25 protein-coding genes and 1 tRNA gene are annotated in these 26,979 nt (G+C 72.8%); 11 read left to right on the top strand and 15 right to left on the bottom strand.

Features of this window, described 5'->3' with window-relative positions:
• The first annotated feature begins 52 nt into the window (after window positions 1-52).
• Window positions 53-1,117 carry a DUF808 domain-containing protein gene (locus tag PLJ28_RS08935; RefSeq protein ID WP_298045527.1) on the top strand — a complete coding sequence of 355 codons (1,065 nt, stop codon included), beginning with the start codon at window positions 53-55 and terminating at the stop codon, window positions 1,115-1,117.
• Between the two features lie 31 nt (window positions 1,118-1,148).
• Here the strand turns inward: PLJ28_RS08935 and PLJ28_RS08930 are convergent, their stop codons facing one another.
• Window positions 1,149-1,583: a VOC family protein gene (locus PLJ28_RS08930; RefSeq protein WP_298045525.1), complete on the bottom strand. Its 435-nt coding sequence runs from the start codon at window positions 1,581-1,583 to the stop codon at window positions 1,149-1,151.
• Between the two features lie 167 nt (window positions 1,584-1,750).
• Between PLJ28_RS08930 and PLJ28_RS08925 the strand changes: the two genes are divergently transcribed.
• Together PLJ28_RS08925 and PLJ28_RS08920 are read left to right on the top strand one after the other, a co-directional pair.
• On the top strand, window positions 1,751-2,659 hold the full coding sequence (locus tag PLJ28_RS08925) for a macrolide 2'-phosphotransferase (protein WP_298045524.1): 909 nt from the start codon (window positions 1,751-1,753) through the stop codon (window positions 2,657-2,659).
• Window positions 2,660-2,781: 122 nt separating this feature from the next.
• On the top strand, window positions 2,782-3,621 hold the full coding sequence (locus tag PLJ28_RS08920) for a patatin-like phospholipase family protein (RefSeq protein WP_298045523.1): 840 nt from the start codon (window positions 2,782-2,784) through the stop codon (window positions 3,619-3,621).
• Here PLJ28_RS08920 and PLJ28_RS08915 read toward each other — a convergent pair.
• Window positions 3,576-5,192 carry an SDR family oxidoreductase gene (locus tag PLJ28_RS08915; protein WP_298045522.1) on the bottom strand — a complete coding sequence of 539 codons (1,617 nt, stop codon included), beginning with the start codon at window positions 5,190-5,192 and terminating at the stop codon, window positions 3,576-3,578. The two genes, PLJ28_RS08920 and PLJ28_RS08915, sit on opposite strands and share 46 nt — an antisense overlap.
• Before the next feature lie 143 nt (window positions 5,193-5,335).
• Here PLJ28_RS08915 and PLJ28_RS08910 point away from each other — a divergent pair, with 143 nt between their 5' ends.
• A complete protein-coding gene (locus PLJ28_RS08910; protein ID WP_183527143.1) occupies window positions 5,336-5,815 on the top strand; it encodes a pyridoxamine 5'-phosphate oxidase family protein in 480 nt (159 codons plus the stop codon).
• A gap of 56 nt (window positions 5,816-5,871) precedes the next feature.
• Here PLJ28_RS08910 and PLJ28_RS08905 read toward each other — a convergent pair whose 3' ends face one another.
• The 6 genes from PLJ28_RS08905 to PLJ28_RS08880 all read right to left on the bottom strand — a co-directional run bounded on the left by PLJ28_RS08905 (window position 5,872) and on the right by PLJ28_RS08880 (window position 11,368).
• Entirely contained in the window at window positions 5,872-6,801 is a 930-nt protein-coding gene (locus PLJ28_RS08905) for an NADP-dependent oxidoreductase (protein ID WP_298045521.1), read from the bottom strand.
• Window positions 6,802-6,848: 47 nt separating this feature from the next.
• A complete protein-coding gene (locus tag PLJ28_RS08900; protein WP_183527149.1) occupies window positions 6,849-7,196 on the bottom strand; it encodes a hypothetical protein in 348 nt (115 codons plus the stop codon).
• A 147-nt stretch (window positions 7,197-7,343) separates the two neighbouring features.
• A complete protein-coding gene (locus tag PLJ28_RS08895) occupies window positions 7,344-9,119 on the bottom strand; it encodes a glycoside hydrolase family 15 protein (RefSeq protein WP_298045519.1) in 1,776 nt (591 codons plus the stop codon).
• Window positions 9,120-9,151: 32 nt separating this feature from the next.
• Window positions 9,152-9,961, bottom strand: coding sequence for an alpha/beta fold hydrolase (locus PLJ28_RS08890; RefSeq protein WP_298045517.1), 810 nt, complete (start codon window positions 9,959-9,961; stop codon window positions 9,152-9,154).
• 19 nt (window positions 9,962-9,980) lie between these two features.
• The gene (locus PLJ28_RS08885; RefSeq protein ID WP_298045515.1) at window positions 9,981-10,955 is read right to left on the bottom strand and encodes an SRPBCC family protein; all 975 of its coding nucleotides are present in this window, start codon (window positions 10,953-10,955) and stop codon (window positions 9,981-9,983) included.
• Between the two features lie 32 nt (window positions 10,956-10,987).
• Window positions 10,988-11,368, bottom strand: coding sequence for an ArsR/SmtB family transcription factor (locus PLJ28_RS08880; RefSeq protein ID WP_298045514.1), 381 nt, complete (start codon window positions 11,366-11,368; stop codon window positions 10,988-10,990).
• A gap of 196 nt (window positions 11,369-11,564) precedes the next feature.
• Between PLJ28_RS08880 and PLJ28_RS08875 the strand changes: the two genes are divergently transcribed.
• Window positions 11,565-12,371 carry a SurA N-terminal domain-containing protein gene (locus tag PLJ28_RS08875; RefSeq protein WP_298045512.1) on the top strand — a complete coding sequence of 269 codons (807 nt, stop codon included), beginning with the start codon at window positions 11,565-11,567 and terminating at the stop codon, window positions 12,369-12,371.
• Here the strand turns inward: PLJ28_RS08875 and PLJ28_RS08870 are convergent, their stop codons facing one another.
• Window positions 12,372-13,154: an SCO1664 family protein gene (locus tag PLJ28_RS08870; RefSeq protein ID WP_183527180.1), complete on the bottom strand. Its 783-nt coding sequence runs from the start codon at window positions 13,152-13,154 to the stop codon at window positions 12,372-12,374.
• A gap of 9 nt (window positions 13,155-13,163) precedes the next feature.
• Window positions 13,164-13,814, bottom strand: a complete 651-nt coding sequence (locus PLJ28_RS08865; RefSeq protein WP_298045509.1) for a histidine phosphatase family protein — start codon at window positions 13,812-13,814, stop codon at window positions 13,164-13,166.
• 76 nt (window positions 13,815-13,890) lie between these two features.
• Between PLJ28_RS08865 and PLJ28_RS08860 the strand changes: the two genes are divergently transcribed.
• The 3 genes from PLJ28_RS08860 (at window position 13,891) to PLJ28_RS08850 (ending at window position 18,094) form a co-directional block, all read left to right on the top strand.
• Window positions 13,891-15,324 carry a sigma 54-interacting transcriptional regulator gene (locus tag PLJ28_RS08860; RefSeq protein WP_183527186.1) on the top strand — a complete coding sequence of 478 codons (1,434 nt, stop codon included), beginning with the start codon at window positions 13,891-13,893 and terminating at the stop codon, window positions 15,322-15,324.
• A gap of 9 nt (window positions 15,325-15,333) precedes the next feature.
• Window positions 15,334-17,340 (top strand): vWA domain-containing protein, encoded by a 2,007-nt coding sequence (locus PLJ28_RS08855; RefSeq protein WP_298045508.1) that lies wholly within the window; start codon window positions 15,334-15,336, stop codon window positions 17,338-17,340.
• 67 nt (window positions 17,341-17,407) lie between these two features.
• Entirely contained in the window at window positions 17,408-18,094 is a 687-nt protein-coding gene (locus PLJ28_RS08850; protein WP_298045506.1) for an HD domain-containing protein, read from the top strand.
• Between the two features lie 24 nt (window positions 18,095-18,118).
• Here the strand turns inward: PLJ28_RS08850 and PLJ28_RS08845 are convergent, their stop codons facing one another.
• Window positions 18,119-19,285: an FAD-dependent oxidoreductase gene (locus PLJ28_RS08845; RefSeq protein WP_298045504.1), complete on the bottom strand. Its 1,167-nt coding sequence runs from the start codon at window positions 19,283-19,285 to the stop codon at window positions 18,119-18,121.
• Window positions 19,286-19,559: 274 nt separating this feature from the next.
• Between PLJ28_RS08845 and PLJ28_RS08840 the strand changes: the two genes are divergently transcribed.
• Both PLJ28_RS08840 and PLJ28_RS08835 read left to right on the top strand, forming a co-directional pair.
• Complete coding sequence (locus PLJ28_RS08840; protein WP_298045502.1) at window positions 19,560-20,720, top strand: trypsin-like serine peptidase; 1,161 nt, start codon at window positions 19,560-19,562, stop codon at window positions 20,718-20,720.
• Window positions 20,717-21,214, top strand: coding sequence for a hypothetical protein (locus PLJ28_RS08835; protein ID WP_298045501.1), 498 nt, complete (start codon window positions 20,717-20,719; stop codon window positions 21,212-21,214). The genes PLJ28_RS08840 and PLJ28_RS08835 overlap by 4 nt, the downstream gene beginning before the upstream one ends.
• Window positions 21,215-21,229: 15 nt before the next feature.
• On the opposite strand, the gene PLJ28_RS08830 is transcribed toward PLJ28_RS08835, so the two are convergent.
• The 4 genes from PLJ28_RS08830 to PLJ28_RS08815 form a co-directional block, all read right to left on the bottom strand.
• Window positions 21,230-22,696, bottom strand: a complete 1,467-nt coding sequence (locus tag PLJ28_RS08830) for a hypothetical protein (RefSeq protein WP_298045499.1) — start codon at window positions 22,694-22,696, stop codon at window positions 21,230-21,232.
• A gap of 108 nt (window positions 22,697-22,804) precedes the next feature.
• The gene (gene selB / locus PLJ28_RS08825; RefSeq protein ID WP_298045497.1) at window positions 22,805-24,613 is read right to left on the bottom strand and encodes a selenocysteine-specific translation elongation factor; all 1,809 of its coding nucleotides are present in this window, start codon (window positions 24,611-24,613) and stop codon (window positions 22,805-22,807) included.
• 1 nt (window position 24,614) lies between these two features.
• On the bottom strand, window positions 24,615-25,961 hold the full coding sequence (gene selA / locus PLJ28_RS08820) for an L-seryl-tRNA(Sec) selenium transferase (RefSeq protein WP_298045496.1): 1,347 nt from the start codon (window positions 25,959-25,961) through the stop codon (window positions 24,615-24,617).
• Window positions 25,962-26,012: 51 nt separating this feature from the next.
• Window positions 26,013-26,107, bottom strand: a tRNA-Sec gene (locus PLJ28_RS08815).
• A 39-nt stretch (window positions 26,108-26,146) separates the two neighbouring features.
• Here PLJ28_RS08815 and selD point away from each other — a divergent pair.
• Window positions 26,147-26,979, top strand: an 833-nt coding sequence (gene selD, locus PLJ28_RS08810) for a selenide, water dikinase SelD (protein ID WP_324590041.1), incomplete at its 3' end; no start/stop codon positions are given.

Here is a 26,979-nt window from a genome sequence, read left to right as displayed (position 1 = left end):
CCCGTGTCCATGACCGCCGCCCCGGCCAGCCCTCCCAGGACGGGGGCACCCGGTGAGCGGCGGCCTCGTCGCCCTGCTGGACGACGTCGCGGCACTGGCCCGCATCGCGGCCGCCTCCGTGGACGACGTCGCGGCCGGTGCCGCCAAGGCGAGCACGAAGGCCGCGGGCGTCGTGATCGACGACGCCGCGGTCACCCCGCAGTACGTCTCCGGGGCGGACCCGTCCCGCGAGCTGCCCATGATCAAGAGGATCTTCTGGGGCTCGCTGCGCAACAAGCTGCTGGTCATCCTGCCCGCCCTGTTGCTGATCAGTGCGTTCATCCCCTGGCTCATCCCGTTCATCCTCATGCTGGGCGGGACGTACCTGTGCTACGAGGGCGCGGAGAAGGTCTGGCACAAGGTGCGCGGTCACCACGGCACCGAGGAGACCCCGGCCGTCGAACGGGGCCCCGCGGCCGAGGACAAGGTGATCAAGGGCGCCATCACCACCGACTTCATCCTGTCCTGCGAGATCATGGTCATCTCCATGAATGAGGTGGCCGACGAGTCCCTGTGGGTCCGCGCCCTGATCCTGGTGGTCGTGGCGATCGCCATCACCGTGCTCGTCTACGGCGCGGTGGGGCTGATCGTCAAGATGGACGACATCGGTCTGCACCTGACCACCAAGGACTCTCCCGGCACCCAGCGGTTCGGCAGGTTGCTGGTCCAGGGCATGCCGGCCGTCCTCGGCTTCATCACCTTCATCGGCACCATCGCCATGCTCTGGGTCGGTGGCCACATCATGCTCCAGGGCGCGTATGACCTCGGCTGGCACGCACCCTACGACCTGGTCCACGTGCTGGAATCCCCGTTCGCGGGCCTTCCCGTGGTCGGCGGGTTCCTGGCCTGGCTGGTGAACACGATCTGCTCGGCCATCCTCGGCCTGGCCTGGGGCCTGGTGATCATGGCGATCCTGCACCCGCTGCTCAAGGTCCTGCCGTTCGGCAGGGGAACCGCCACCGGCGAGGGCACGGGCGAGCACGAGGAGGGCGACCTCCGTGCCGCGCTCGCCGGCCACCGTCGCGCCGACCGGGACCCGCGCCCCGGCGCCGGAGGGGCCGGCGGGCCCACGCACTGAGGCCGGTCCGGGCCCGGGCCACGTGACGGGTTCAGGCCTGGGGCGCCTCACCGTCCACGCTGAACGCCCACATCACCCCGTAGCGGTCGAAGACCTGTCCGTACCAGCCACCCCACGGGGCCCGTTCGAAGGGCATGCCCACGGAGCCACCGCCGTCCACGAGCCGCTGGATGACCGACTCGGCCTCCTGGGTGCTCTCCAGCGTGTAGAGCAGTGAGTACGCGGTGTCCCGCAGCGGGTACTCCTTCTCGTCCATGACGTCACCGCCCGCGAGCTCGCCCCCGGGCAGGCTCAGGGTGACGTGCGCCACGGACTGCGGGTCCGGTGTGAAGGGCATGCCCTCCATGGCCGGCATGTCCCCGTAGCGCATGATCTCCAGCTCGCCCCCGAAGACCTCGTGCCAGTGCTCGAAGGCCTCCGCTGTGGTGCCGGGCAGCGAGATGTAGGTCGCCAGGTTCTTGCTCATGATCATGCTCCTGTGCTCGGCGGGTGCCGGTCGGGGCCGGGCCGGTTCTGGGTGGACCGCCGCGTCAGCCCTCTGAATGGGTGGCTCCAGCTTCCCCGCCGCCCGCCCGGCGGCGCATCTCCGATCCTGCTCAGCACGAGAGACGGGTGTGATCCTAGACTGGGCCGATGGCCACCGACGACCCCTCGGCGATGACCGGGACCGCGATCCGTGCCCTGGCGGCCTCGGCCGGACTGTTGCTCGACGACGGCCCGATCCGGGTCAACGAGATGGGCCTGGACTTCCGCGTGGCGATCGCCCGGGACACCGCCGGCCAGGACTGGGTGCTGCGGATCCCCCGCCGCCCGGACGCCACCGCCCGGGCCCGGGACGAGGCCGTGACCCTGCGCCTGGTGGCCCCTCACCTGACCCCGGCCGTCCCGGACTGGCGGATCAGCACACCGGACCTGATCGCCTATCCGCTGCTGCGCGGCGAGCCCGGGCTCACCCTCGACGACGACGGCACCCCGGTCTGGCACCTGGACACGGCCTCGCTGCGCTACGCCCGGTCCCTCGGGGACTTCCTGGCCGAACTGCACGGCATCGACCCGGACGAGGCCGCCGGCGCCGGGGTGCGGACCCGGGGTCCGGCCGAGGTGCGCCAGGCGTGGCGGACGGACATCGACCGGGTCCTCGCCGCGTTCGAGGTGGCACCGGACCTCCGGGACCGGTGGGGAGCCTGGCTGGACGAGGACAGCTACTGGCCGCAGTGGTCGGTCCTCACCCACGGGGAGGTCTACCCCGCGCACACGCTCGTGGTGGACGAGCGCATCACGGCGGTCCTGGACTGGACGACGGCGGCCGTGGACGACCCCGCCCGGGACTTCGCCTTCCATCACGCCTCGGCCCCACCGGAGGCCTTCGCGGTGACGCTCCAGCGCTACACGGAACGCGGTGGCCGGGTGTGGCCACGGCTGGCCGCGCACTGTGCCGAATTGATCGCCGCCAGCCCCGTCGCCTACGGCATCTTCGCCCTCGACACCGGCGTCGAGGAGCACCGCCGGGCCGCCGCGGAACAGTTGAACCCCGCGGGCTGACCCGGCAGGGCGGACCCTGCCCACGGACCGCCCGGTCGGCCCGGCACGAGCCGTTCACCCCGCGGACGCCGTCCAGCCACCAGCGGTGACGTCACCTCGTGTGGGCGGTCTACCATGACGGCGTGGAGAACAACAGACCGGTGACGGCCTTCGTGCTGGCCGGCGGTGGCGTGCGCGGCGCCGTGCACGTGGGGCAGTTGCGCGCCCTGCTGGAGCGGGACATCACCCCGGACATGATCGTGGGGACCTCGGTCGGAGCCCTCAACGGTGCCGTTGTCGCCCGCAACCCCCACCCCGACGTGGCGCACGAACTCCTCGAGATGTGGCAGACGGACGAGGCGCGCGCCATCTACGGACAGTCCTGGCTCAGCCAGGCCGGACGGGTGCTGCGGGGCCGGACCCACACCCTCTCCGCGCAGCCGCTCTGGGACCTGGTCAGCATGCACTTTCCCCACGACGCCCGGATCGAGCACCTCGAGCTGCCCTTCATCACGGTCGCCACCTCGATCGAACGCGCCTGCGAGCAGGCGTTCGACTCCGGCCTGCTGGTGCCGGCCGTCGTCGCCTCCTCCACGGTGCCCGGCCTCCTGCCTCCCACGCAGATCGCCGGCGAGCACTACCTCGACGGCGGCCTGGTCGCCTCGGTGCCGCTGGGCCAGGCGGTGCGCCGCGGCGCCACCACCATCTACGTGCTGCAGGCGGGCCAGCTGGACCGGGAGCTCACCGTCCCGACGTCGATGCTCGACACCCTGCGGGTCTCCCTGGCCATCTCCCGCCGCCACAGCTTCACGCACGCACTGGAACACGTCCCGGACGGCGTCACCGTCCACGTCCTGCCCACCGGTGGCCGCCCGAACGTGCGCGGACTGAAGTCCATGGTCTCCCTCGAGCACACCGTGGAGCGGGCCGAGCTGGCCTACGCGGCCACCTCGACCGCCTTGGACCGCGGGGTCATGCTCTGATCGTCCATCTCCTGGGCGGCGGCCAGGATGTTCCTCGCCATGGCCGGGAAGACGAGCGCGTGGAACGGCAGGATGGCCCGCCAGTAGAGCCGTCCCAGGATCCCCTGCGGGATGAACACGGCGCGCTGGCGGTACCTCGACCCACCGCCCTCCCGCGCCTCGACGCCCAGCTGCAGCCAGGCCCGTCCACCCGTCTTCATCTCGGCCCGCAGCGTCAGCAGCCGGCCCGGCTCGATCGCCTCGACGCGCCACCAGTCCACGTGGTCGTTCACCTTCAGCTGGCCCGGGTCACGCCGGCCGCGGGCCATCCCGTAGCCGCCCAGCACCTGGTCCATCACCCCGCGGATCCGCCACAGCACCGGCGTCGAGTACCACCCGGTGGTCCCCCCGATCGCCTCGATGGCGCGCCAGACCGCGTGGGGTGAGGCCTCACCGTCGCGCTGGCGGACATCGGTGAACACCGTGTGGCCGGCCCACTCCGGATCGGAGGGCAGTGGTTCGGCGGGGTCCCGCACGGCCAGGACGTCGTCGTCCCACGTGGCCGGGACGTCCCCGGCGAGCTGGCGGGCGATGGCGCGCCGGCAGGCCTCGCGGTAGGGCGTGAGACCGCCGGGCGGGTCCGGGATCAGGGCCGCGATGTCGTGCTCCTCGGTGACCGCGTCCTCGGCCATGGACGCTGCCAGGGGCATCGCGATCCCCCGCGGGATGGGGGTGACCATGCCGATCCAGAACCCGGAGAGCCGCGGCGCAGGCAGCCGCGTGGCGAAGATGGTGCGCTTGGACAGCCCGGCCACCTCCGCGTAGTCGGACATCATCGTCTTGAACGGCTGGCTCGTCCCGCAGCCGATGTCGAAGGCGCGATTGACCGGCGCGCTCAGGGCGCAGGCGTGGGCGAGGTAGTAGAGCACGTCCCGGATGGCGATCGGCTCGATCCGGTTGTCCAGCCACTTCGGGCCGGGCATCACCGGCAGCCGCTCCGTGAGGTGCCGGATCATCTCGAAGGACACGGACCCGGAACCGATGATGACCCCGGCCTCGAACACCAGGGCCGGGACGGTGCCCGCCAGCAGGATCCGGGAGACCTGCTCTCGCGAGCGCATGTGGTCGGAGAGGTCCTCCAGGGGCTTGTCCGGGTGCAGGCCGCCGAGGAAGACGACCTGCTGGACGCCGGCGTCGGCCGCGGCCTGTGCCACCGTCTCGGCGATGAGCCGTTCACGGTCGATGAAGTCATCGCCCCTGCCCATGGAGTGGACGAGGTACAGCACGGTGTGCACGTCCCGCATGGCCTCGCGGACCTGATCGGGTTCCTGCAGGTCCGCCTCGGCCCGTTCGACGGCGTCGAACCAGTCCCGCGAGGCCAGGTCGTCCAGGTGCCGGGCCGTGGCCCGCACGGTGAACCCGGCGGCGAGCAGTTCCGGGACCAGTCGCCCTCCCACGTAGCCGGTGGCACCGGTGACGAGCACCCTGCGGCCGGCGCCGTCCGGCAGGGACAGGCCGAGGGGCGAGTCGGGGAGGTCCTGGTCGGAGGGGTCGGACGAGGAGGAGGGGCGCTGCTCGGCGTGCTGGCTCATGGACCCACGCTAGCCGCAGGCCTGCGGGGACGGTACCGGTGGCGCGGGCGCGCCGGTCATCCGGTCCCGGCACGGGCGTGCCACTGTTCAAGCCCCGTGTCCGTCTGCTGGACTGCAGGGACACCGCAACCGAAGGAGAGCCCATGAGCACGAAGGATCCCGTCAAGACCCTGCTGGAGAAGCTGGCGGACACCAGCGTCTGCATGCTGACCACCACGCACGAGGGGCGCATCCACAGCCGCCCCATGGCCCTGCAGGAGGTCGACGAGGACCATGCCCTGTGGTTCCTGACCCGGCTGACGAGCCCCAAGATCGCGGACACGACCGGCGGCCAGGCCGTGAACGTGACCGTGGCGGAGAAGGGCTTCTGGGCCTCCGTGTCCGGCACGGCCACGGTGGTGCGGGACGTCGAGCGCCAGAAGGAGTACTGGAGCAAGGCGACCGAGTCGTTCTACGGCGACGCCTCACCGGAGGACCCGCAGGTCGTGCTCCTGAGGGTCGAGCCGGACACCGCCGAGTACTGGGACTCCCCCGGGCTGGCGGCCACGGCGTTCGAGATGGTGCGGGGCAAGGTCACCGGGCAGCCGGCCCGGCCCGGTGACAACCCCACCGTCCAGCTCTGAACCGGTGACCGCGACCGCCGGCCGGCCCCGCGCTCTCGCGGGCGCCGGCCGGCGGCTCAGCGCTCGACGTCGATCACGATCTTGCCCCGGGCCTCGCCGGACTGGCTGAGTCGGAAGCCCTCCGCGACCTCGGCCAGGGGCAGCACCCGGTCGATGTCCAGGGTCAGCTCTGCCCGCTCCACCCGCGCCAGCAGGTCCGCGAGGCCATCGCCGTCGGGGCGCACCCACAGCCAGCGCCCGCCGTGGTCCTCCACGGCCGGGTCGGCGATGGACACGTGCCGGCCGCCGTCGCGCAGCACCGCCAGGGTCGTCTCCAGGACCCCCTCGGCGCCGGAGAAGTCGGCGACCGCCTGGACGCCGTCCGGGGCCAGTTCACGCACGCGCTCAAGGAGCTCCTCGCCGTACCTGACCGGGACCACGCCCAGGGCCTCCAGCTTCGGGAAGTTGGCCTCGGAGGCGGTGCCGAGCACACGGGCACCGGTGGCCACCGCCAGTTGGCAGGCCAGGTACCCGACCCCGCCGGAGGCCGCGTGGATCAGCACGGTGTCATCGGCCGTGGGGGCCAGCGCGTCGAGGGAACGGCGCGCGGTCAACCCGGTGAGGGGCAGCGCCCCGGCCACGTCGTCCGTCACGGCCTCGGGGATGAGGGCGGCGAACTCGGCCGGGACGGTCACGTACTCGGCGAAGGTGCCGCCGGAGACGACCATCTTGCGGGCGTAGGCCGCGACCCGCTGGCCCGGGCTGAACTCCGGGGTGTCGGGCCCCACCTCCTCGACGACGCCCGCCACGTCCCAGCCGGGCACCACCGGGAAATGGGCGTCCATCATCGCGTCCAGGCCGCCGGACATCACCTTCCAGTCCACCGGGTTGACCGAGGACCGCCTGATCCGGATCAGGACCTGACCGGGGCCCACCTTGGGCCGGGGCAGGTCGGTCATCTCGAGGACACTGTTGTCTCCGTACCGGGAATACGTCATAGCTCGCATACCGGGCGCAACCATGGATCCGCGGCGGCTATTCCGTCCCGCCGGCCTCACTGGGTGTGCGAGGTGGCGATGTGCAGTTCCTCCAGGATGGACAGCACCGGCGTGCCCGGCTGCCCGATGGCGTACAGCATGCTGGCCATGGCCTGCCGGACGGCCGCGGCCGGCCGCGTGGACCCGTGGGCGTTGGCGAACCGCATGAGGTGCTCGACGAGGGTGATGCGCTCGGTGGTGCGTTCCTCGCTGGGGTCGTTCAGGGTGTCCTCGACGGCCAGGATCGCCAGGCGGGTGGCCACGGCGGCCAGCGTGTCATAGCTGGCCCCGCAGCTGGTGAACGCCTCGGCGGTGCGGTAGTCGGCGGTCAGCAGGGGGGTCGGGGTGGTCGTAGGGGTGGTCATGACGACCTCGGGTGGGTGAGTGCTCTTTCCGTTGGACGAGACCACCGTAGGACCGGGCACGGACACGTTAAGCCGCCCCTGCCGGGACCCCGGGCACGGGGTGCAGCGGCCTGCGGCGTGAGCGCCTCACCGGGGAGGCCGGCGGCGTCAGTGGTCGGTGAGGGGGACGGAGAGGTGCCGGGCGGTGTTGACGAGTCCGACGTGGCTGAAGGCCTGCGGGGTGTTGCCGAGGTGGCGGCCGGAGAGGGGGTCGTACTCCTCGGCGAGGATCCCGAGGTCGTTGCGCAGTCCCAGCAGACGCTCGAAGAGCTTCCGCGCCTGGTCGGTCCGGCCGATCCCGTGCAGCGCATCGGCCAGCCAGAAGCTGCACGCCAGGAACGCCCCCTCCACCCCGGGAAGCCCGTCCACGTCGGCCCCGGACCGGTAGCGCAGCAGGAGCCCCTCCTCGACCAGCTCGCGCTGGACCGCGTCGACCGTCCCGGCCACGCGCGCGTCGTTCCACGGCAGGAACCCCACCCTCGGGATCAGCAGCAGGGCCGCGTCCAGCCCGGCGGAGCCGTAGGACTGGGTGAAGGTGCCCCGCACCGGGTCGTACCCGCGGTCGCAGACCTCGTCGTGGATCTCCTGGCACAGGGCCCGCCACCGCTCGACCGGACCGCACAGGCCGAACCGGTCCACACCGCGCACCGCCCGGTCCAGGCCCGCCCAGGCCATGACCTTGGAGTGCACGAAGTGCCGGCGTGGTCCGCGCACCTCCCACAGGGAGTTGTCCGGTTCCCGCCATCGGCCCTCGAGGTGCTCCACCAGCGCCTGCTGCAGGTCCCAGGCCTCGGCGACGGGTGACAGCCCCGAGGATCGGACCACGTGCAACCCGTCCAGCACCTCCCCCCACACGTCGAGCTGGAGTTGGGCCACCGCCGCGTTGCCGATCCGTACGGGGCGCGATCCCCCGTACCCGGAGAGCCAGTCCAGCTCCAGCTCGGTCAGCCGCCGGGAGCCGTCGATGCCGTACATGATCTGCAGGTCGGCCGGGTCCCCGGCCACCGCCCGCAGCAGCCAGTCCCGCCAGGCCCCGGCCTCCTGGACGTAACCGGTGCCGAGCAGTGCCTGCAGCGTGAAGGTCGCGTCCCGCAGCCAGCAGTAGCGGTAGTCCCAGTTCCGGGTCCCGCCGAGCCGTTCGGGCAGGGAGGTGGTCGCCGCCGCCACGATCCCCCCGGTGGGGGCATAGGTGAGGGCCTTGAGCAGCACCAGCGAGCGCGTGACAGCCTCCGTCCACTCCCCCGTGTACTCCGCCCGGCCCACCCAGTCCGTCCAGAACCGCTCGGTGCAGGACAGGTCCCCGGCTGCGTCACTGGGCGCAGGAGGGCTGTGGTGTGAGGGGTGATAGGTCAGGACGAAGGGCACGCTCTGCCCGGCGGCGACCTCGAACTCGGCCACGGTCGCCAGGTGCTCACCGTGCAGCGCCACGGGGGTGTCCAGCCAGACGGCGTCGGGGCCGGCGATCGCGGAGAGCCGCTCCCCGTGACGGCGCACCCACGGCACGATGTGCCCGTAGTCGAACCGCAGTCGCAGCTCCATGCGCATCGGCACCCGCCCGCGGACCCCCTCGACCACCCGGACCAGGTCGGTGGCCTCGCCCTCACGGGGCGGCATGGCGTCCACCACGCGGACCGTTCCCTCCGGGGTCTCCCACTCGGTCTCCAGCACGAGCGTCTGTCCCCGGTAACGGCGCCGGGTGCACGGCCGGGCGTCCGCCGGGGCGATCTGCCAGAAGCCGGCCTCGGCGTCCCCGAGCAACCGGGCGAAGCAGGCGCCGGAGTCGAACCGCGGCAGGCAGAGCCAGTCGATCGACCCGTCCCGGCCGACCAGGGCCATGGTGTGCAGGTCCCCGATGACCCCGTAGTCCTCGATGCCCTGCCCCATGGGTCTCTCCCGCCGCCGTCGGCGAGCCGGAATCAGGCCCCGGTGTGCTGGAGGAACCCGCGCAGCACCTCGACGAACTTCTCCGGCTCCTGCGAGTGCACCCAGTGGCCGGCCTCGCGGATGGTCACCCGGTGGGTCCTGGGGAACAACCCGCGCATGATGGGGGCGTACTCGTCCCGGACGTAGTCCGACCGGCCGCCGGCCACCCAGAGCACCGGCCTATCGTAGACCGCGTCCCCGGTGTCCGGGAAGCCGCCGATCGCGTCCAGGCTGGACCGCAGCAGCTCCAGGTTCGGCTCCCAGTGGAAGCCCTCCCGTCCGCTGCGCAGGTTCTGGAGCAGGAACAACCGGGTGGTGTCCCACGGGATGGGCTCCTTGAGGGCCTCGTCCGCGTCCGACCGCCGCTGGAGCGCGGACAGGTCCACGGCGGCCAGGCTGTCCAGCAGGTGGGCGAACTCGCCCTCGGCGCCCCCGGCCTGGGTGGGGGCGATGTCCACCACGACCAGCCGGGAGACCAGGTCCGGGTGGCGCAGTGCCAGCACCATCGCCACCTTGCCACCCATCGAATGCCCGACTACGGCGACCGGTCCCTGCGCGGCGAAGCCCTCGCGCAGGGACCGGGCCAGGGAGTCCGCCATCTGCCGGTAGTCCACCGTGTCCGTCCAGTCGGACTGCCCGTGGTTGGGCAGGTCCACCAGCAGGCTCCGGTAGTCCGGCGCCAGGTCCTTGGCGATCCGGGTGAAGTTCTTGCCGCGCCCGAACAGGCCGTGCAGGAAGACCACGCGGTCACCGTGGTCGCCGATGGCGGTGGTGTGCAGGGAACTCGTCTGGATGTCAGCCACAGCTTGAGCCTAGGTGAGCTCAGGCGGCGGCGAGGACCTCCGACTCGAGGCGGGCGTAACTGGCCTCCATGCCGTCGGCCATGCCGGTGCCCAGGACGGTCTCGCGCGCACCCTCGGGGAAGGTCATGAGCAGGGACAGCAGGGTGCCGCCCTCGACCTCGGTGAGGGTGAGTTCGTTGACCACCGGCGGGCCGTCCTGGCCGGTCATCGACTCCGTGGTGACCACGCGGTGCGGGGCCTCGATCTCCAGGACCTCGCCCGTGAAGCCGAACCGGTTCCCCCCTCCCTCCTGTTCCCACTCGTACCGATAGGTGTCCCCGACGGCGGTGCCGACCTCGCAGACCGGCATGGACCAGCCGTCAGGACCCAGTTGCCACCGCGTGAGCAGCTCCGGGTCGTGGTGGGCCCGCCAGACCTGGTCCTTGGTGCCGTGGACGATCCGGCTGAGCCGTGCCCGGTCCTCCCCGATCAGCTGGGTGCGCACCGGTTGTCCCGCGGCGAAGGACTGCCGGTCGGCCAGGACGGCGTCCATCTGGCCCATGGCGGACAGGGTGCCCTCCTCCATGCCCATTCCCAGCAGCTGCTCGAGCTGCTCGGACGAGTCGAAGTGGGTGGTGGTGGTCACCCGGGAGCCGGCGTCCGTCTCCTCGAAGGTGAAGACCATGCGCATGGTCGGCATCTGCCGGTCCTTCGACCCGTCCTCGGCGCGGAAGCCGTCCAGCACCTCGAAGGAGCGGCCGGGGTCCACCGCGAGGTACTCGAAGTACCCGCCGGCCTGCTGCCCGTCCGGGCCGGTCATCAGGTAGTGCGACTCCCCGCCGGGGTAGAGGTCGTGCCGGGTGAAGGTGGCCGGCCAGTCGACCGGGCCCCAGAACCGCTCCAGCTGGCGCGGGTCCGCGTAGGCGTCCCAGAGCCGGCGGACGGGGACGGGGAACTCGGCCACGATGGTCATGGTCAGGGTACGGGGGTCCTTGGTGACGTCGATGACAGGCATGTCGGTGCCTTCCAGTCGGGGCGAGGCCGGGGTCAGGCGGGGGCCGCCGGGTCCGCGGGCGGTCCGCCGGCCGGGTCACCGGCCAGCAGCGCGTCCAGGCGGTCGATCCGCCGGCGCCAGAGCTCCTCGTACTGATCCAGCAGGAGCTGGGCCTTGCGCAGGGTGTCGGGGTTGCCGCGGACGAGGCGTTCGCGGCCGTGTCGGTTCTTGTGCACGAGTCCCGCCGATTCGAGGACGGAGACGTGCTTCTGGACGGCCGCGAACGACATCTCGTACGCGGCGGCAAGGGCGGAGACGGTGATCTCCTCCGTGAGGGTCCGCCGGACGATGTCCCTCCGCGTCGCATCCGCGAGGGCCCGGAAGATCCGGTCCACCTCGTCGTCGCTCAGCGTCAGTGACGTGTCATCGACCACCGTGGCCTCCTGGTGTGTCCCGGTCAGATATACAACCGGATGGTTGTACGTTAGGACGTGGCCTCCTCGGCGTCAACCCCCTGCCGGCCCGGCAGCGTCGTCCGAGTCTGTGCGCGTGCTGACCGCTTCCTGACCGCGACGCCCAGCGTGGCTTGCTACGGTGCCCGGGCCATCTCCAGAAAGGACGGTCATCCTCATGCGGAGGAAACTGCTCACCAGCGTCGCACTCGTCGGCTCGCTCCTCGCCCTCGGGGCCTGCGGCAGCGCGGATGCCGAACCCACCACCGCCGGCACGGCCTCCACCGAGGCGGCCAGCGCGAGCCAGGCCGCGCCCGAGAACGGTCAGGAGGCCATGCCGGAGCCCGACCTGAAGGGGATCCCGGACGTCGTCGCCACCGTCAACGGCGAGGAGATCTCCGGGAAGGACTTCTCGGGTGTCTACGAGTCCCAGTTCCAGCAGATGGCCCTGCAGGCGCAGATGTCCGGCCAGGAACTCGACCAGGACGCGTTGAAGAAGCAGACCCTGGACTCCATGGTGGGCAGCGAGCTGCTGGTCCAGGACGCCCAGGCCAGCGGGCACGAGGCCACGGACGAGGACGTCGACGCCCTGCTGGAGGAGACCGCGAAGTCCCAGCAGCTCGGCTCCGTCGACGAGCTCATGGCGGCCTACAAGGAACGGGGCTTCGCCGAGGACCAGGTCCGTTCCGATGCCCGGAAGCAGGTGCTCATGACGGCCGCCATCCAGGAGATCGACGTCCCGAAGCCCACCGAGAAGGAACTGAAGGCCCTCTACGACCAGGCCGTGGCCTCCCAGCAGCAGGGCGGCGGTCAGGACGGCGGTCAGGAGGGCGAGGGCGGGGCCAGCCCCTCCGCCAAGACCCCGTCCTTCGAGGAGGCCAAGCCGCAGCTCGAGCAGCAGGTCACCTCACAGAAGCAGAACGAGGCCATCATGCAGCGCATGGAGGAGCTGAAGAAGGACGCGGACGTGGAGGTCAGGCTCTGATCAGATGAGCGGCCAGGGGAAGCGCATCCCGCTGGGGTCCTGCGGGAACCGCGGTGCGGTGAGCAGCTGACGGACCCGCGCCTGCAGGGCATCGGCCTCACGCCAGTGGAGCAGGTCCGCCAATTCCCCGGGCACCTCCTCGGCGAGCGGGGCGACGTCGGCCACCAGACCGGGGTCGATCTCCTCACCGGCGAAGTCCCACATCACCGTGCGCAGCTTGTACGGGGCGGCGAAGCACAGCCCGTGGTCGATCCCCCACAGGCGCCCGTCCGTCCCGGCGAGCACGTGCCCGGCCTTGCGGTCCGCGTTGTTGGCCACGAGGTCGAACAGGGCCAGCCGGCGCAACTGGTCGACCACGGCGAGGGGGTCCTCGGGGCCGGCCGGTCCCGCGAGCGCCACCGCATCGGCGGCGCCGTCCAGCAGGACGAAATAGTGCCGGTCCGGGTCGTGCTCGATGAACAGCTGCAGCGACCCGACGCCGAAGGGGGCCTCCTCGCGCACGACCGTGGGTGGCACGAGACCCCAGCCGAGCGCCTCGCTGAGCAGGAAGGCGGCGCTCTCCCGGCGGTGCAGCCCGGGCGGGAAGTCCCGCAGCGGCCGTTCACCGAGCTCCGGCTTGTAGATCGCCCAGTGCTGCACCTCCCCGAGGGTGAGTTCGGCGAGGAAGGTCTCGTTGCTGCTGTTCACCATCCGGCCCAGCAGCTCGATCTCCCCGCGCCGCAGCAGGTCCACGTCCGGGACGCGCGGTGCACCCGCGGGATCGGGGGACACGTCGGCGGACACGGCGGGGACCTAGGACGCCCGGAGCTCGGCCAGCGAGTCCTGCGTGGAGTTCACGGTCAGCACCACCGGGTCCTCACCGTCCCGGTAGGCGATGGCCGAGACCGAGCAGGGGCCCACGCTCAGGCGCTGGAAGCGGTTCAGCGGCGTGCCCAGGGCGTCGGACACGGCCACCCGGATGGGGTCCGCGTGGGAGAAGCACACGACCGTCCCGCCCGCATGGGCCCGCCGCAACCGCGTCAGGGTGTGGGCCATCCGGTCCCGGATCTCCACGAAGCTCTCCCCGTTCGGGAAGCGGAACGCCTCCGGTTCGTGCTGGACGGTGTGCCACTCCGGCAGCCGTGCCAGCTCGGCCAGCGACCGGCCGGTCCAGTCGCCGAACTCCCCCTCGATGAGCCCCGCCTCGGTGAGGACCGGCACCCCGGTGCGCTCCGCCGTCGGGCCCGCGGTCTGCAGGGTGCGTTCCAGGGGCGAGGAGTACACCGCGGTGACCGGCAGTGCGGCCAGTCGCCCGGCCACCCGGTCGGCCTGGTCCCGGCCGGCCTCGGACAGGTGCAGTCCCGGGGCACGGCCCGGCAGCACCTGTCCGGTGGTGGGCGTCTGTCCGTGCCGCACCAGCAACAGCAGGGTGGGGGGCTGGGGGGTCTGGCTGTCCTGGTCCATCACGGCCAGCCTAGGACGCGCCCGGGTCCCGGGACACCCCTCGACGCGTCCGGGGCGCGGGACTAGCGTGAGGACCGTGAGCACCCGTCCCGAGATCAGCACCCTGGCCGAGCTGCGCGCCTCCGGGCACCGCATGCGGACCCTGCGCGAGGAGATTCGCGAGAACCTGCTGGCCGCCCTGGCCGCGGGAGTGGACCCCTGGCCCGGACTGCACGGCTTCGGGACCACCGTCATCCCGCAGCTGGAGCGTGCGTTGATCGCCGGGCACGACGTCGTCCTGCTCGGCGAGCGCGGGCAGGGCAAGACCCGGTTGCTGCGCACCCTGAGCGGGCTGCTGGACGAGTGGTCGCCCGTGATCGCCGGCTCCGAGCTCAACGAGCACCCCTACGCACCGATCACGGCCGAGTCGATCACGCGCGCCGCCACTGACGGGGACCGGCTCCCCGTGGCCTGGCGGCACCGCTCCGAGCGGTACGTGGAGAAGCTATCCACCCCGGACACCTCGGTGGCCGACCTCATCGGGGACGTGGACCCGATGCGGGTGGCGGAGGGCCGGCGCCTGGGCGACCCGGAGACCATCCACTACGGACTGGTGCCCCGCGCCAACCGCGGGATCGTGGCCCTGAACGAGCTGCCGGACCTGGCCGAGCGGATCCAGGTGGCGCTGCTGAACGTCATGGAGGAGCGGGACATCCAGGTCCGCGGTTACGTGCTGCGCCTGCCGCTGGACGTCCTGGTGGTGGCCTCGGCCAACCCGGAGGACTACACCAACCGAGGCCGTATCATCACCCCGCTCAAGGACCGCTTCGGGGCGGAGATCCGCACCCACTACCCGCTCGAGCTGTCCGATGAGATCGCCGTCATCCGGCAGGAGGCCCACCTCACGGCCGAGGTCCCGGACGTGCTGCTGGAGATCCTGGCCCGGTTCACCCGCGCCCTGCGCTCCTCCTCGGCGGTCAACCAGTCCTCGGGCGTCTCGGCCCGGTTCGCGATCGCCGGGGCCGAGACGATCGCGGCGGCGGCCCGCCACCGGGCCACGGTGCGCGGCGGCACCGGCGGTCGGGGCGAGGACGGCCCGGCCGGCGCCGACGAGGCGGTCGCCCGGCTGGTGGACATCGAGGCCGCGGTCGACGTGCTCGGCGGCAAGATCGAGTTCGAGTCCGGTGAGGAGGGCCGCGAGGACGAGATCCTGGAGCACCTGCTGCGCACCGCCACCGCGCAGGCGGTGCGCGAGCACTTCGCGGGGCTGGACCTGGCCCCGCTCGTGGACGCCTTCGACGGGCACCGCACCATCACCACCGGGGAGCGGGTCACCGCCGGGGAGTTCCTCGCCGAGCTGCCGGAACTGGAGGACCCGGGACTGTACGACGAGATCGCGGCCCGGGCCGGGGCCAACGGCGCGTCCAGCCCGGGCCACCGCGCCGGGGCCATCGAGCTCGCCCTGGAGGGGTTGTTCCTGGCCCGGGAGCTGTCCAAGGAGTCCGGGGACGGGCAGACCGTCTACGGCTGAGGAGACACCATGCGCCACGGCAGGTCATCACGCTACGGCCGCTATGCCGGCGGCCCCGATCCGCTCGCGCCCCCGGTCGACCTGTCCGAGGCCCTGGACGCCGTGGCCGAGGACGTCATGGCCGGATACTCCCCCGAACGGGCCCTGCGCGAGTACCTGCGCCGGGGGTCCCGGACGATGACCGGACTGGACGACCTGGCCGGCCGGGTGGCCCAGCGCCGCAAGGACCTGCTCGGCCGGCACCGCCTGGACGGCACGCTCCAGGAGGTGCGGCGCCTGCTGGACGAGGCGGTGCTCGAGGAGCGCAAGCAACTGGCCCGGGACATCCGGATGGAGGAGACGGACCGGTCCTTCCGGGAGATGCAGCTGCAGAACCTTCCCCCCTCCACCGCGGCCGCCGTCACCGAGCTGTCCTCCTACGACTGGCAGTCCTCCACGGCCCGTGAACGCTACGAGCAGATCAAGGACCTGCTGGGCCGGGAGATGCTGGAGGCGCGCTTCGCCGGGATGAAGGACGCCCTGCAGAACGCCACGGACGAGGACCGGGCCGCCATCACCGAGATGCTGCGCGACCTCAACGAGCTGCTGGCCAAGCACGCCCGCGGCGAGGACACCCCGCAGGACTTCGAGGACTTCATGGCCCGGCACGGCGACCAGTTCCCGGAGGACCCCCAGGACATCGACGAGCTGATCGACGCCCTGGCCAAGCGCTCGGCCGCCGCCCAGCGCATGCTGCGGTCCATGACGCGCGAGCAGCGGGAGGAGCTCATGGCCCTGTCCGCCCAGGCCTTCGGCTCCCCCGAGCTGATGGACCAGCTCAGCCGGCTGGACGCCAACCTCCAGGGCCTGCGCCCCGGTGAGGACTGGTCCGGTTCGGAGTCCTTCGACGGGGACCAGGGCCTGGGACTGGGCGACGGCACCGGCGTGCTCCAGGACCTCGCCGAGCTCGACGAACTGGCCGAGCAGCTCTCCCAGTCCTATGCGGGCTCGACCCTGTCCGACCTCGACGTCGACGCGCTCGACCGCCACCTGGGTGATGACGCCGCGGCCTCCGCCCGGACACTGGCCGCCCTGGAGAAGACCCTGCGCGACTCCGGCCTGCTGCGACGAGGCACCGACGGGGACCTGCGGCTCTCACCGCGGGCCATGCGCCGGCTGGGGCAGTCCCTGCTGAAGGACGCCGCGGGCCGGCTCTCGGGCCGCCAGGGCCAGCGGGACACCCGCCATGCCGGGGCCGCCGGGGAACTGACCGGATCCAGCAGGCCCTGGCAGTTCGGGGACGCCGAGCCGTGGGACGTCACGCGCACGGTGACCAACGCGATCGGGCGAACGGCCGCCGAGGGCCGGGATCCGGCGTCAGGGCTGCGGCTCCAGGTCCAGGACGTGGAGGTCCAGGAGACCGAGGACCGCACCCAGGCGGCCGTGGTGCTGCTGGTGGACACCTCGTTCTCCATGGCGGCCGAGGGCCGCTGGGTCCCCATGAAGCGCACCGCGCTGGCCCTGCACCACCTGGTCTCCACCCGGTTCCGCGGGGACGCGCTGCAACTGGTGAACTTCGGCCGCTACGCCCAGACTGTCACCGTCGACGAGCTCACGGCCCTGCCGCCGCTGCGGGAGCAGGGCACCAACCTGCACCACGGGCTGTTGCTGGCCAGTGCGTTCTTCCGGAAGCACCCCACCCGGCAGCCCGTGCTGCTCGTGGTGACCGACGGGGAGCCCACCGCCCGCCTGATGGCCCACGGGGAATCCTGGTTCTCCTACCCGCCCGAGCCGGAGACCCTGCGCGCCACGGTGGCCGAACTGGACCGGGTGGGCCGGAACGGGGCGGAGATCACCTTCTTCCGGCTGGGCGACGATCCCGGGCTCGAGCGTTTCCTCACCGCCATGGCCCGCCGGGTGGGTGGTCGCGTGGTGGCGCCGGACCCGGAGGACCTGGGGGCCGCCGTCGTCGGGGAATTCCTGCGCAGCCGACGCCCGCGGTTCCCCTCCTCCTTCGGTGACCTGGACTGGGACTGACCGCGCCCTTCCGTCCAGCGGGACACCGGGCTGGACGACGACGGTCCGTTCGCCCAGCATGGCAGTCATGAGCCCGCAGACACGCCCCGCCGCCAACCAGCTGGGACGCGACGTCTCGGCGTTCCTGCCCGACCGCGCCAGCCTGCGCGGACTGCCCGACCTCGACGAGGCCCAGCGGCGGATCTGGGACCTGGCCGCGCCCCACCTGCGCGTGCGCGGCAACGACCGGCATTCGCTCTACGCCTTCGGGATCGCGGCCGCGCTGCTCGAGTTCCACCCGGAGGCGGACGCCGACGTGGTGCTCCCGGCCATCCTGCTGCACGACGTCGGCTGGTCCCGGGTCCCGGAGGACGAGGTGCTGGAGGCGATCGCCCCCGGTGGCGGGAGACCGGACCTGGTGCTGCTGCACGAACGGGAGGGCGCCCGGATCGCCGGTGAGATCCTGACGGAGGTGGGTCACCCCGGTGAGCGCATCCGGCGCATCCTGGAGATCATCGACGGTCACGACAGCCGCAGGGAGTCCCTGTCCATCGAGGACTCGATCGTCAAGGACGCGGACAAGACCTGGCGGGTGACCCCGTCGGGACTGGACACCATCATGGGCTGGTTCGGCCTGGAGCGGCCGGCGGCACTGGCCCTGGCCGCGTCCCGCGTGCTCGGCCACCTGTTCACGGACGAGGCCCGGGCACTGGCCATGGGGCTCACCGCCCTGGAGTCGCTCGCCGGGTCGGAACCGGTGCGCGCGCTGGACTGAACCGGGTCACCCCGACGGCCCCGGTCACCGTGCTGATGACGTCCGGCCCGTGACGCCCCGGGCGAGCAGCCGGCCGGCACCCGGCAGGGCCATCAGGTGCAGCATCAGCAGGCGCCGGCGACGGGCGGCCTCGGATCGCGGCAGGAACCACTCGGCACCCCGGCGGCCGGCCCGCTGGGCGGCGGTGACGACGGGGCGCCACTGCTCCTGGTACCCGCGCAGCGCGGCGGGGACGGAGGGCGCGGTGACGAGGTGGTCGGCCAGGACGCAGGCACCGGCGACGGCCAGCGAGGCCCCCTGCCCGGCGAGCAGTGAGACCGCCTGGCAGGCGTCACCGAGCAGGACCACGTTCCCGCGCCGCCAGTCGGGCACCTCCACCTGGGCGACCTGGTCGTAGTAGACCTCCTCCCCCAACGGACAGCGGTCCAGGGTCCGGTCGGCCACCCAGCCCAGGCCGGCGTACCTGTCCCTTAACGCCGCCCGCCGGTCCGCCGGCAGGTCCGGGTCATCACTGGTGTGGGCCATGAACGCCGCCACGCGGTCCCCGTCCAGGCCGTACAGGCCGAGGGTGCGGTCGACCGTGTCCGTCATGACGAACCGGCCGGCCAGGGCGGCGTGCACCTGCCGGTCGTCGAAGGTGTAGGCCGCCGTGTGCAGTCCCAGGTACCGGATGAACTGTTCCTCGGCACCCCACAGGTGACGGCGGACGTGGGAGTGGATCCCGTCGGCGCCGACGAGCAGCCCGGCGTCCCGGACGGATCCGCCGGCGAACGCCACCCTCACCCCGTCGCCCCGGTTCGTGACCTCCCGGACGGTGTCCCGGTAGCGGAACTCCGCGGCGTCACCGATCGCCTCCCGCAGTGCCCGTTCCAGGTCCGGCCGCATGATGCTCAGCAGTCGGTCGTCCAGGGCGCGGGCCAGACGGGCGTACCCCACCGAGGCACGGGTCCGTCCCCGCTCGTCCACATAGGCCAGGGCGTCGACGTCGTGGCTCAGGTCCCGGAGCCGGCCCAGCAGTCCCATCCGCTCCGCGGCCTCGTACCCCGGTCCGAAGAAGTCCATCATGTATCCCTGCTCACGGAGTCCCGGCGCGCGCTCCACCAGGGTGGCCTCCCAGCCGTGGCGCACCAGTTCGTGGGCCAGGGACAGCCCGGCGATGCCGGCCCCGCAGATCACGGCAGACCCGATCATGGCGGCGACGGTATCAGCCGGTTCCCCGCCCGTCACCGCCCGTCACCGGCCGCCACCCGCGCCCGCCCCGGCCCTCCCGCCCGCCACGCAGGTGCCGTCGGCACACGGGCCCACACCGACCCGGAGGACCGTGGACCGCCGGAACCTTGACTTCTGTCCGGGCCGCGTCCAATCATGTGAGCCACCGACGCTCTGGTGACCCCCAGACCGCGGCTGTCCGGTTGCCCCTCGACGAGGTGTGGCCGGATCCGCAGACCGACCGAGGGATGGACCCATGGACCACGCGAACCCACGGAGATGGTGGTTCCTCCCCACCGCAGCACTGGCGGCAGCCGCCCTGGTCACCTCCCCGGTGCCGGCGTACGCCGACGCGGACGGGCGGCCGGGCCGGGAGGCGACGACGACGACCGTCACCGCCGCGCCGGTCACGGACGACCTGACGGGCCTCGCGCCCACCGCGGGGTCCCAGGACCCGGGGACCGCCGTGGACGACGTGGAGGCCGTGACGGAGTACTGGACGGCCGAGCGCATGGAGAGGGCCATCCCGGCCGACGGACCGGAGGGCGACGGCACCGGTCAGGAGTCCGGTGCGGGGGCCTCGGCCGACGCCGTGGACGAGGCCCCCTCCTCCCCCGCGGACGAGTCCGACCCGCCCACCATCATCGCCGAGCCGGCTCCTCCCGCCGACGACCCGGCCGGGGCGCCGGCTCCGACCAGCGCCGAGTCCTCCCCCATGGAGGCCGGTGACTCCCCCACCAACGGCAAGGTCTTCTTCCGCAACCAGCAGGACGGACGGGATTACGTCTGCTCTGGGTCCGCGGTCAACAGCGCCTCGAAGCGTCTCGTGATCACGGCCGGACACTGCGTGCACGGCGGACCGGGCGAGACCTGGCACGCGAACTGGGTGTTCGCCCCCGGGTACGATCACGGCCCCGGGACCGAGGGGACGTTCGCCGCGGCATCGTTCAGGGCCTTCGACGAGTGGATCACCCATGGCGCGAGCGGCCGGGGCTTCAGTTCCGACGTGGCCCTCGTGACCACCCAGGACAACGAGAACGGCGAGACCGTGGCCGACGCCGTGGGGGGCCACGGCCTGGCGACCGGCGGCAGCCGGGAGTTCGACGCGTCCATCTTCGGTTACCCCGTCAACCTGGACGCCGGCGAGCGGATGTGGACGTGCACGGGAACGACCGTCACCCAGCAGGTCGAGACCTTCCTGTTCCCCTCGATCAGCGGTTGCGACTTCGGCCCGGGCTCCTCCGGTGGTCCGTGGCTGACCGAGTACGACGACTCGACCGGCCGGGGCTACGTGCGCAGCGTGACGTCGTTCGGTCCCTCGAACAGCACGGCCTACATCAGTGGCCCCTACTTCGATGAACGCGTCGAGGAGCTGTACGCCGCCGCTGAGGACGACGGGAGTGGTGAGACCCCGTGAGACCGATCTCCCGCGGCGGGTACCGCCTCGTGGCCGTCCTGGCCGGGGTGGCCCTGCTGACGGCTGCGGGGGCCGGGTGTGCCCGTCAGGATCCGGGCGGCGGGGACGAGAGCGGTGGCAGTGGGGTGAGCGGCAGTTCCACCGCCCATTCGGCCCCCACGCAGGACACCACCGGGGACGCCGTCGTGGACGACGAGCCCCGGGACGACCTGACCGGCCAGAAGGTCGTGGAGTGGACGGACTACGAGGTCGTCTCGGAGCGGGAACTGCGCTTCCACTTTCCCACCGGGACGCCCGACTGCTACGGATCGCGCACCGCCGTCGAGGAGGACGACTCCGGCATCCGGGTGGCCACGATCGTCGGTTTGGTGCCCGGTGCACCGGAGAACTGCGCCCTGGTGGGCCGGACCGCCTCCATCGTGGTGACGACCGAGACCCCCGTCGGGGACCGGACGGTGGAACACCTCGAGGTGGCTGACGAGGACCTGCCGTAGCACCCGGGGTGGCCGTCAGTGCCCGTGCCCCCCGTGGTCCTGGTCTGCGTCGGGCTGCTCGCCCTCGGAAGCGGCGGCGCCTGCCGTGATCGACGCGGGGGCCTCGGGGTGCCCGGTGACGACGGCCATCTCCACGGGGCTCACCGGCAGGTCGACCTCCTGGACGACCTCACCGGCCTCCAGGTCCACGACCACCAGCTTCTGCTGTTCGGCGTCGGTGACGTAGGCCATCGACCCGGCGGTCTTGAGGATGGGGCCGGGCTGCTGCCATTCGTCCTTCTCCTCCCAGGACTCGATCACCGGGATCTCGCCAGTGATCGTCCCGGTCTGCTCGTCGATGACCGTCAGCTCACCGTCATAGGTCAGCACCAGGGCCTCCCCCTCCGGACCCCGGGCCAGGGACCGGAACCAGTAAGACGAGCCCAGCTCCACGGTGGTCAGAGAGTCCTCCAGGGAGTCGATCAGGGCCACCTCGGTCGGGCGCTCCTGCTCGGCCTCGGCGTCGGTCTTCATATCGGCCAGGACGATCGAGGAGTGCTCAGAGCCGGCCAGGTTGCCGTTGCGCACGTAGTCACCGTCGACGGGCACCTTGTGGAAGGCTCCGCCGCGGTAGACGACCGGTCCGTCCTCGCAGCCCAGCACCACCACGTCACCGCTCTCGTCCGGAGCGGCCGCGGTCTCACCGTGTACGCCGGGGCATTCGGAGGTCTCGGCGACGACCTCGTCGCCGTCCCTGACCTGCACGGTGTCACGGGACTCCTCGGTGCCCTGGGTGGTCAGCAGGGTGCCATCGGTGAGCTCCAGGGCCACGCCATGGTGGGCGGCGTCCGTGAAGGCCTGCTCGGTCCGGGGCTGGCCCTCCTTCAGGTGCTCGGACGTGAAGGTCTGGACCGAGCCGTCGCCGTCGGCGAACAGCGTGGTCAGCCCGTGGTGGACCACCACGTGCCCGGCATGCGGGGCCTCGAAGCGGATCCCGCTCAGGCCCGGATCCGAGGTGTAGTAGTGGAAGTGGTCGCCGTGGCCCTGCGCGTCGATGCCGGCGTTGTAGACCTCGAAGGCATCCCCCTTCGTGACCATCACGTGCTGGCCGTCCCCCGCGTTGTTCAACCGCAGGAACCCTGGCAGGTCCTCCTCGTGGACCGTCTCGCCGGTCTCGGCGTCAACGGTGAGCAGGCCCCCCTCATGGCTGAGCACCACCCGGGGGGCGATCGCGGCGACCTCGGTCCGGGAGGCGCGCTGCTCCGCGTTGACCGGCCCCTCGGTGGTCGATGCGGCGGGGGAGGACGCACCGGTGCCGCCGGTGTCCGCGGAACCCCCCGTCCCGGCACCCGGCCCCGGTGCGCAGGCGGAGACGACCAGTGCGAGGGCGCCCAGGGCGACGGCCCCACCCAGGGGGCGTCGAGCGTGGGGGGAGGTGCCCGTCGTGCGGAACGGGACGGTCGCGGGAGAGGGGCGCTCGGCAGGCGGGAACGAGGTGTGCATGCCGACGACTCTAATCGTTACTGAGAATCATTTGCAACAAGAGCGGATCGGCGGGCCTGCATGGGGCCGCCTGCCGGAGTGCTCCGTCGTCGAGGGCCGGCGCCTGCGTCAGCGCACCACCTCGCGGTGTCCGGCATCCAGCCGGCGGGTCCAGCCACGGGCGTCGAGCAACTCCAGCAACGGGATCGCCACCCGCCGGGTGGTGCCCAGGGCCCGGCGGGCCTGGCTGGTGGTGAAGGGCTGGTCCAGCCGGGCCAGTTCACGCATCGCCAGGGCCGGCGCCGTGGGCAGCAGCACCACGGACCCGTCCAGCCGCAGCAGGCGGCCGAGCCGTTCCGCCGCGGCCAGTTCGCGGGCCCCCAGCCGCAGGGCCGTCAGCTCGTCCCCCTCCGGGGCGCTGAACGGGTCCCGTGCCAGGCGGTCCTCGACCGCGGCCACGGCGTGCTCGGCGGCGCCGAGTCCCCGGTGCGCACCCGGCAGGACGAGGTACCCGGCCTCGTGCACGAGCCCGGCCTCGGCCACCACTGCGTCCAGCAGGACCGGGTCCGGCACGGCCAGCAGGTCCAGCGCGGCACCACGGCTCACCCCAGGGGCCAGCGGGTCCCGTTCGGCCAGCCCGGTCACGGCGCCACGCACGCGTTCGCACCAGCCGGTCAGGACGGGTTCGTGGACCCACCACTGCCCCAGCCGACGGACCCCCGCGGCGTCCGCCGGCACCGTCAGCCCCAGCCGGTCCAGGTCCTCGGCCCGCACCGCGCCCCGGCGGGTGATCTCCCCGAGGGGATCACCGCCGTCGGGCATGGCCGCCAGGGTCGCGGCGCGGCGCGTGCCGTCCCCCCGGCGGGTGAGCTCCGGCGGGTCCACGTCCAGCACCCGCACCCCTCCCAGGATCGTCCGGGCCCCCGGATCGCGCAGCACCAGCCGGTCACCGGGCACCAGCGGCAGGCGCCGCTGGAGCGTCAGCCGGGCGTGGGTGTCGTCGAAGGGACGCACGTGGACCGGGACCGTGGCGGTGCCGACGTGCACCAGCAGCTCCGCGGCGGCCTCGACGAGGCTGTCCCCGGTGGTCCGGCGGACGTCCACGACGCTGGCCAGGGGCCAGGCCCCGGGCGTGACCAGGGCGTCCCCCCGGTGAACGGCCTCGGCGTCCACCCCGCGCAGGTTCACCGCGACCCGGTTGACCGGGCCGATGGACTCGTGGGGGGCGTTGCGGCTGTGGAGCGCGCGGACGGAGACGTCGCGCGGGGCTCCCGCGCCGAGCAGCTCCAGCCGGTCACCGGTGGACAGCGTCCCGGCGGCCAGGGTGCCGGTGACCACGGCGCCGGCCCCCCTGACCGTGAAGGACCGGTCCACCCACAGCCGGACCCGCCCGGTGGCGTCCGGGGCGCCGGTGGCGGCCAGCACGTCGTCGAGGGCCCGGCGCAGGTCCTCGAGTCCGGCACCGGTCGCCGCGGACACCACGACGGCGGGTGCCCCGGCAAGCCCGGTCCCCGCGAGCTCGGCGCGGACCCGGTCCAGCACGGAGTGGATCCGTGCGGCCGCCGCGTCCGGGCCGTCCTGGGCGACGAGGTCGGCGCGCGTGATGACGATGAGGCCGTGCTCGATCCCCAGGGCCGCGATGGCATCGCGGTGGTCCCCGGACTGCGGTTTCCACCCCTCGTCCGCGGCCACCACGAGGCAGGCCACCGGTGCCGGTCCGAGCCCGGCGAGCATGTTGGACAGGAACCTCTCGTGGCCCGGGACGTCCACGAAGGCGACCTCGCGGCCGGAGGGCAGTGCGGTCCAGGCGAAGCCCAGGTCGATGGTCAGCCCGCGGCGCCTCTCCTCCGCCCAGCGGTCCGGTTCCATGCCGGTCAGGGCACGGACGAGGGTGGACTTGCCGTGGTCGACGTGCCCGGCGGTGGCCACGACGTACATCTCAGGAGTCTCCGCTCAGCGCGTCCAGGGCCGCGCGCACCGCGGCGGTGAGCGCCTCGTCGCGTGGCTCGGGGACGCAGCGCAGGTCCACCAGACAGGCGCCGTCGTGCACGCGCGGCAGGACCGCGGGATCCCCGGCGCGCAGCAGCGGGGCGACCGCCTCGGGCAGCCGCACGGCCCAGCCGGGCAGGGGGACCCCGGACGCTCCCCCGCCGCCGACGCGACCGTCGTGCGGGACGACCGTGGCGTCACCACCCCGCGCCCCGGCCAGGTCCCGGGCCAGCGTCTCGGTCCGTTCGCGCAGCCGTCCCGGGTCGGCGTGCAGGGACCGGGCGACCGGAGCGGGACCCCCGATGAGCGTGGCCTCCAGGGCGGCCAGGGTGAGCTTGTCCGCGCGGACGGCCCGGGCGAGCGGGTGCCGGGCCAGGCGCTGGATGACCTCCGCACGGCCCAGCAGCAGTCCGGCCTGCGGGCCGCCCAGCAGCTTGTCCCCACTGGCGATGACGACGTCCGCGCCGTCGGCGAGGGCCGAGGCCAGGTCCGGTTCCTGCGGCAGCGCCGGGTCGTGGCGCAGCAGCCCCGAACCGACGTCCACCACGAGCGGCACGCCCCGCTCGAGGGCCAGGTCCCTGAGCCCTGCGACCGGCACGGCGGCGGTGAACCCGCTGACGCGGAAGTTGGACGGGTGGACCTTGAGCAGGCAACCGGTGTCCGGACCGACCGCGTCGGCGTAGTCGGCGAGGTGCGTCCGGTTGGTGGTGCCGACCTCGCGCAGCCGCGCGCCCGTGGAGGCGATCAGGTCCGGCAGCCGGAAGCCGGCGCCGATCTCCACGAACTCCCCGCGGCTGACGATGACCTCGCGGCCCGAGCCCAGGGCGGTGGTGGCCAGCACGAGCGCGGCGGCCCCGTTGTTGACCACCAGGGCGTCCTCGGCCTCCGGCAGCGCTGCCAGCAGCGCCGCCCGCGTTCCCGCGCCCCGCCGGGACCGCACCCCGGAGGCGAGGTCCAGCTCCACGTCCACGTAGCCGCTGGCCGTCACCAGTGCCTGGACGGCCGCCTCGGACAGCGGCGCCCGGCCCAGGTTGGTGTGGACCACCACCCCGGTGGCATTGAGCACCGGACGCAGGCTGGTGGCCGAGCGGGCGGCGAGGTCGGCCACCAGGGCGGGGGCGACGTCGTCGGGGGCGATCTGGCCGGATCGGGCCCGTTCCTGGGCCCGCCGCACCGCCTCCCGCAGCACCGTCTCGCTGAGCCGGGACCGGGCGGCCGCGACCTCGGGCAGGGCCAGCAGGTCATCGGTGCGCGGGATCCGGCGGCGGGGGTCCTGCGCGAGGCGCTGCTCGGTCACGGTCCTCCTCGGGCAGGCGGGCGGGTGCGCTGCGCGGGCAGGCACCGTGGTTGGCGGAGGCGGACGGGAATCGAACCCGCCAGGCCGGGATGCCCGGCCTCACCGGTTTTGAAGACCGGGGGGCCCACCAGGACCCGGACGCCTCCATGGTCGAAACTACCACCGGGCGTGGCTACAGTGGCCGCATGGAGACCACCGCGCCGGGCACGAGGACCGAGACCCCCACCACCGACACCACCGACACCACCGCTGCCCGGGGCGAGGACCGCACGAGCCCGACGACGACCGCCGCGGTCCGGCTGACCGGGTACGCCAGTGGTGGCGGGTGTGCCTGCAAGATCCCGCCGGGTGAACTGGAGGACGCCGTGCGGGGGCTGGTCGGCCGGCAGACGCCGGGCGCGGCGGAGGTCCTCGTCGGCCTGGACGACGGTGACGACGCCGCGGCCGTGCTGCTGCGGGAGGACCTGGCCGTGCTGTCCACGGCGGACTTCTTCACCCCGATGGTGGACGACGCCTATGACTTCGGCCGGATCGCGGCCGCGAACGCCCTCTCGGACATCTATGCGATGGGCGGCACGCCCGTCGTCGCGCTGAACCTGGTGGGCTGGCCGCGGTCCGTGCTGCCGATGGAGCTGATGACCGAGATGCTGCGCGGCGGGCTGGACGTGGCCACCGAGGCCGGCTGCCCGGTCATCGGCGGGCACTCCATCGACGACCCGGAGCCCAAGTACGGGATGGCCGTCACCGGTGTGGCCCATCCGGACCGGCTGCTGCGCAACGACGCCGCCGAGGCGGGACTGCCGATCACGCTGACCAAGCCGATCGGGGTCGGGCTGCTGAACAACCGGCACAAGCAGACCGGTGAGGTCTTCGCCGCGGCCATCGCGTCCATGACCGCCCTGAACAGGGACGCCGCGGACGCGGCCCTGGCCTCCGGGGCGCGCGCCGCCACCGACGTCACCGGGTTCGGGCTGCTGGGCCACCTGCACAAGATGATGCGGGCCTCGGGCGTGGGCGC

The organism is Citricoccus sp., assembly GCF_035445025.1.
Classification (GTDB): Bacteria; Actinomycetota; Actinomycetes; order Actinomycetales; family Micrococcaceae; genus Citricoccus.
The sequence above is the reverse complement of the archived record's forward strand: the minus strand, read 5'-3'. Positions and strand labels throughout refer to the sequence as shown.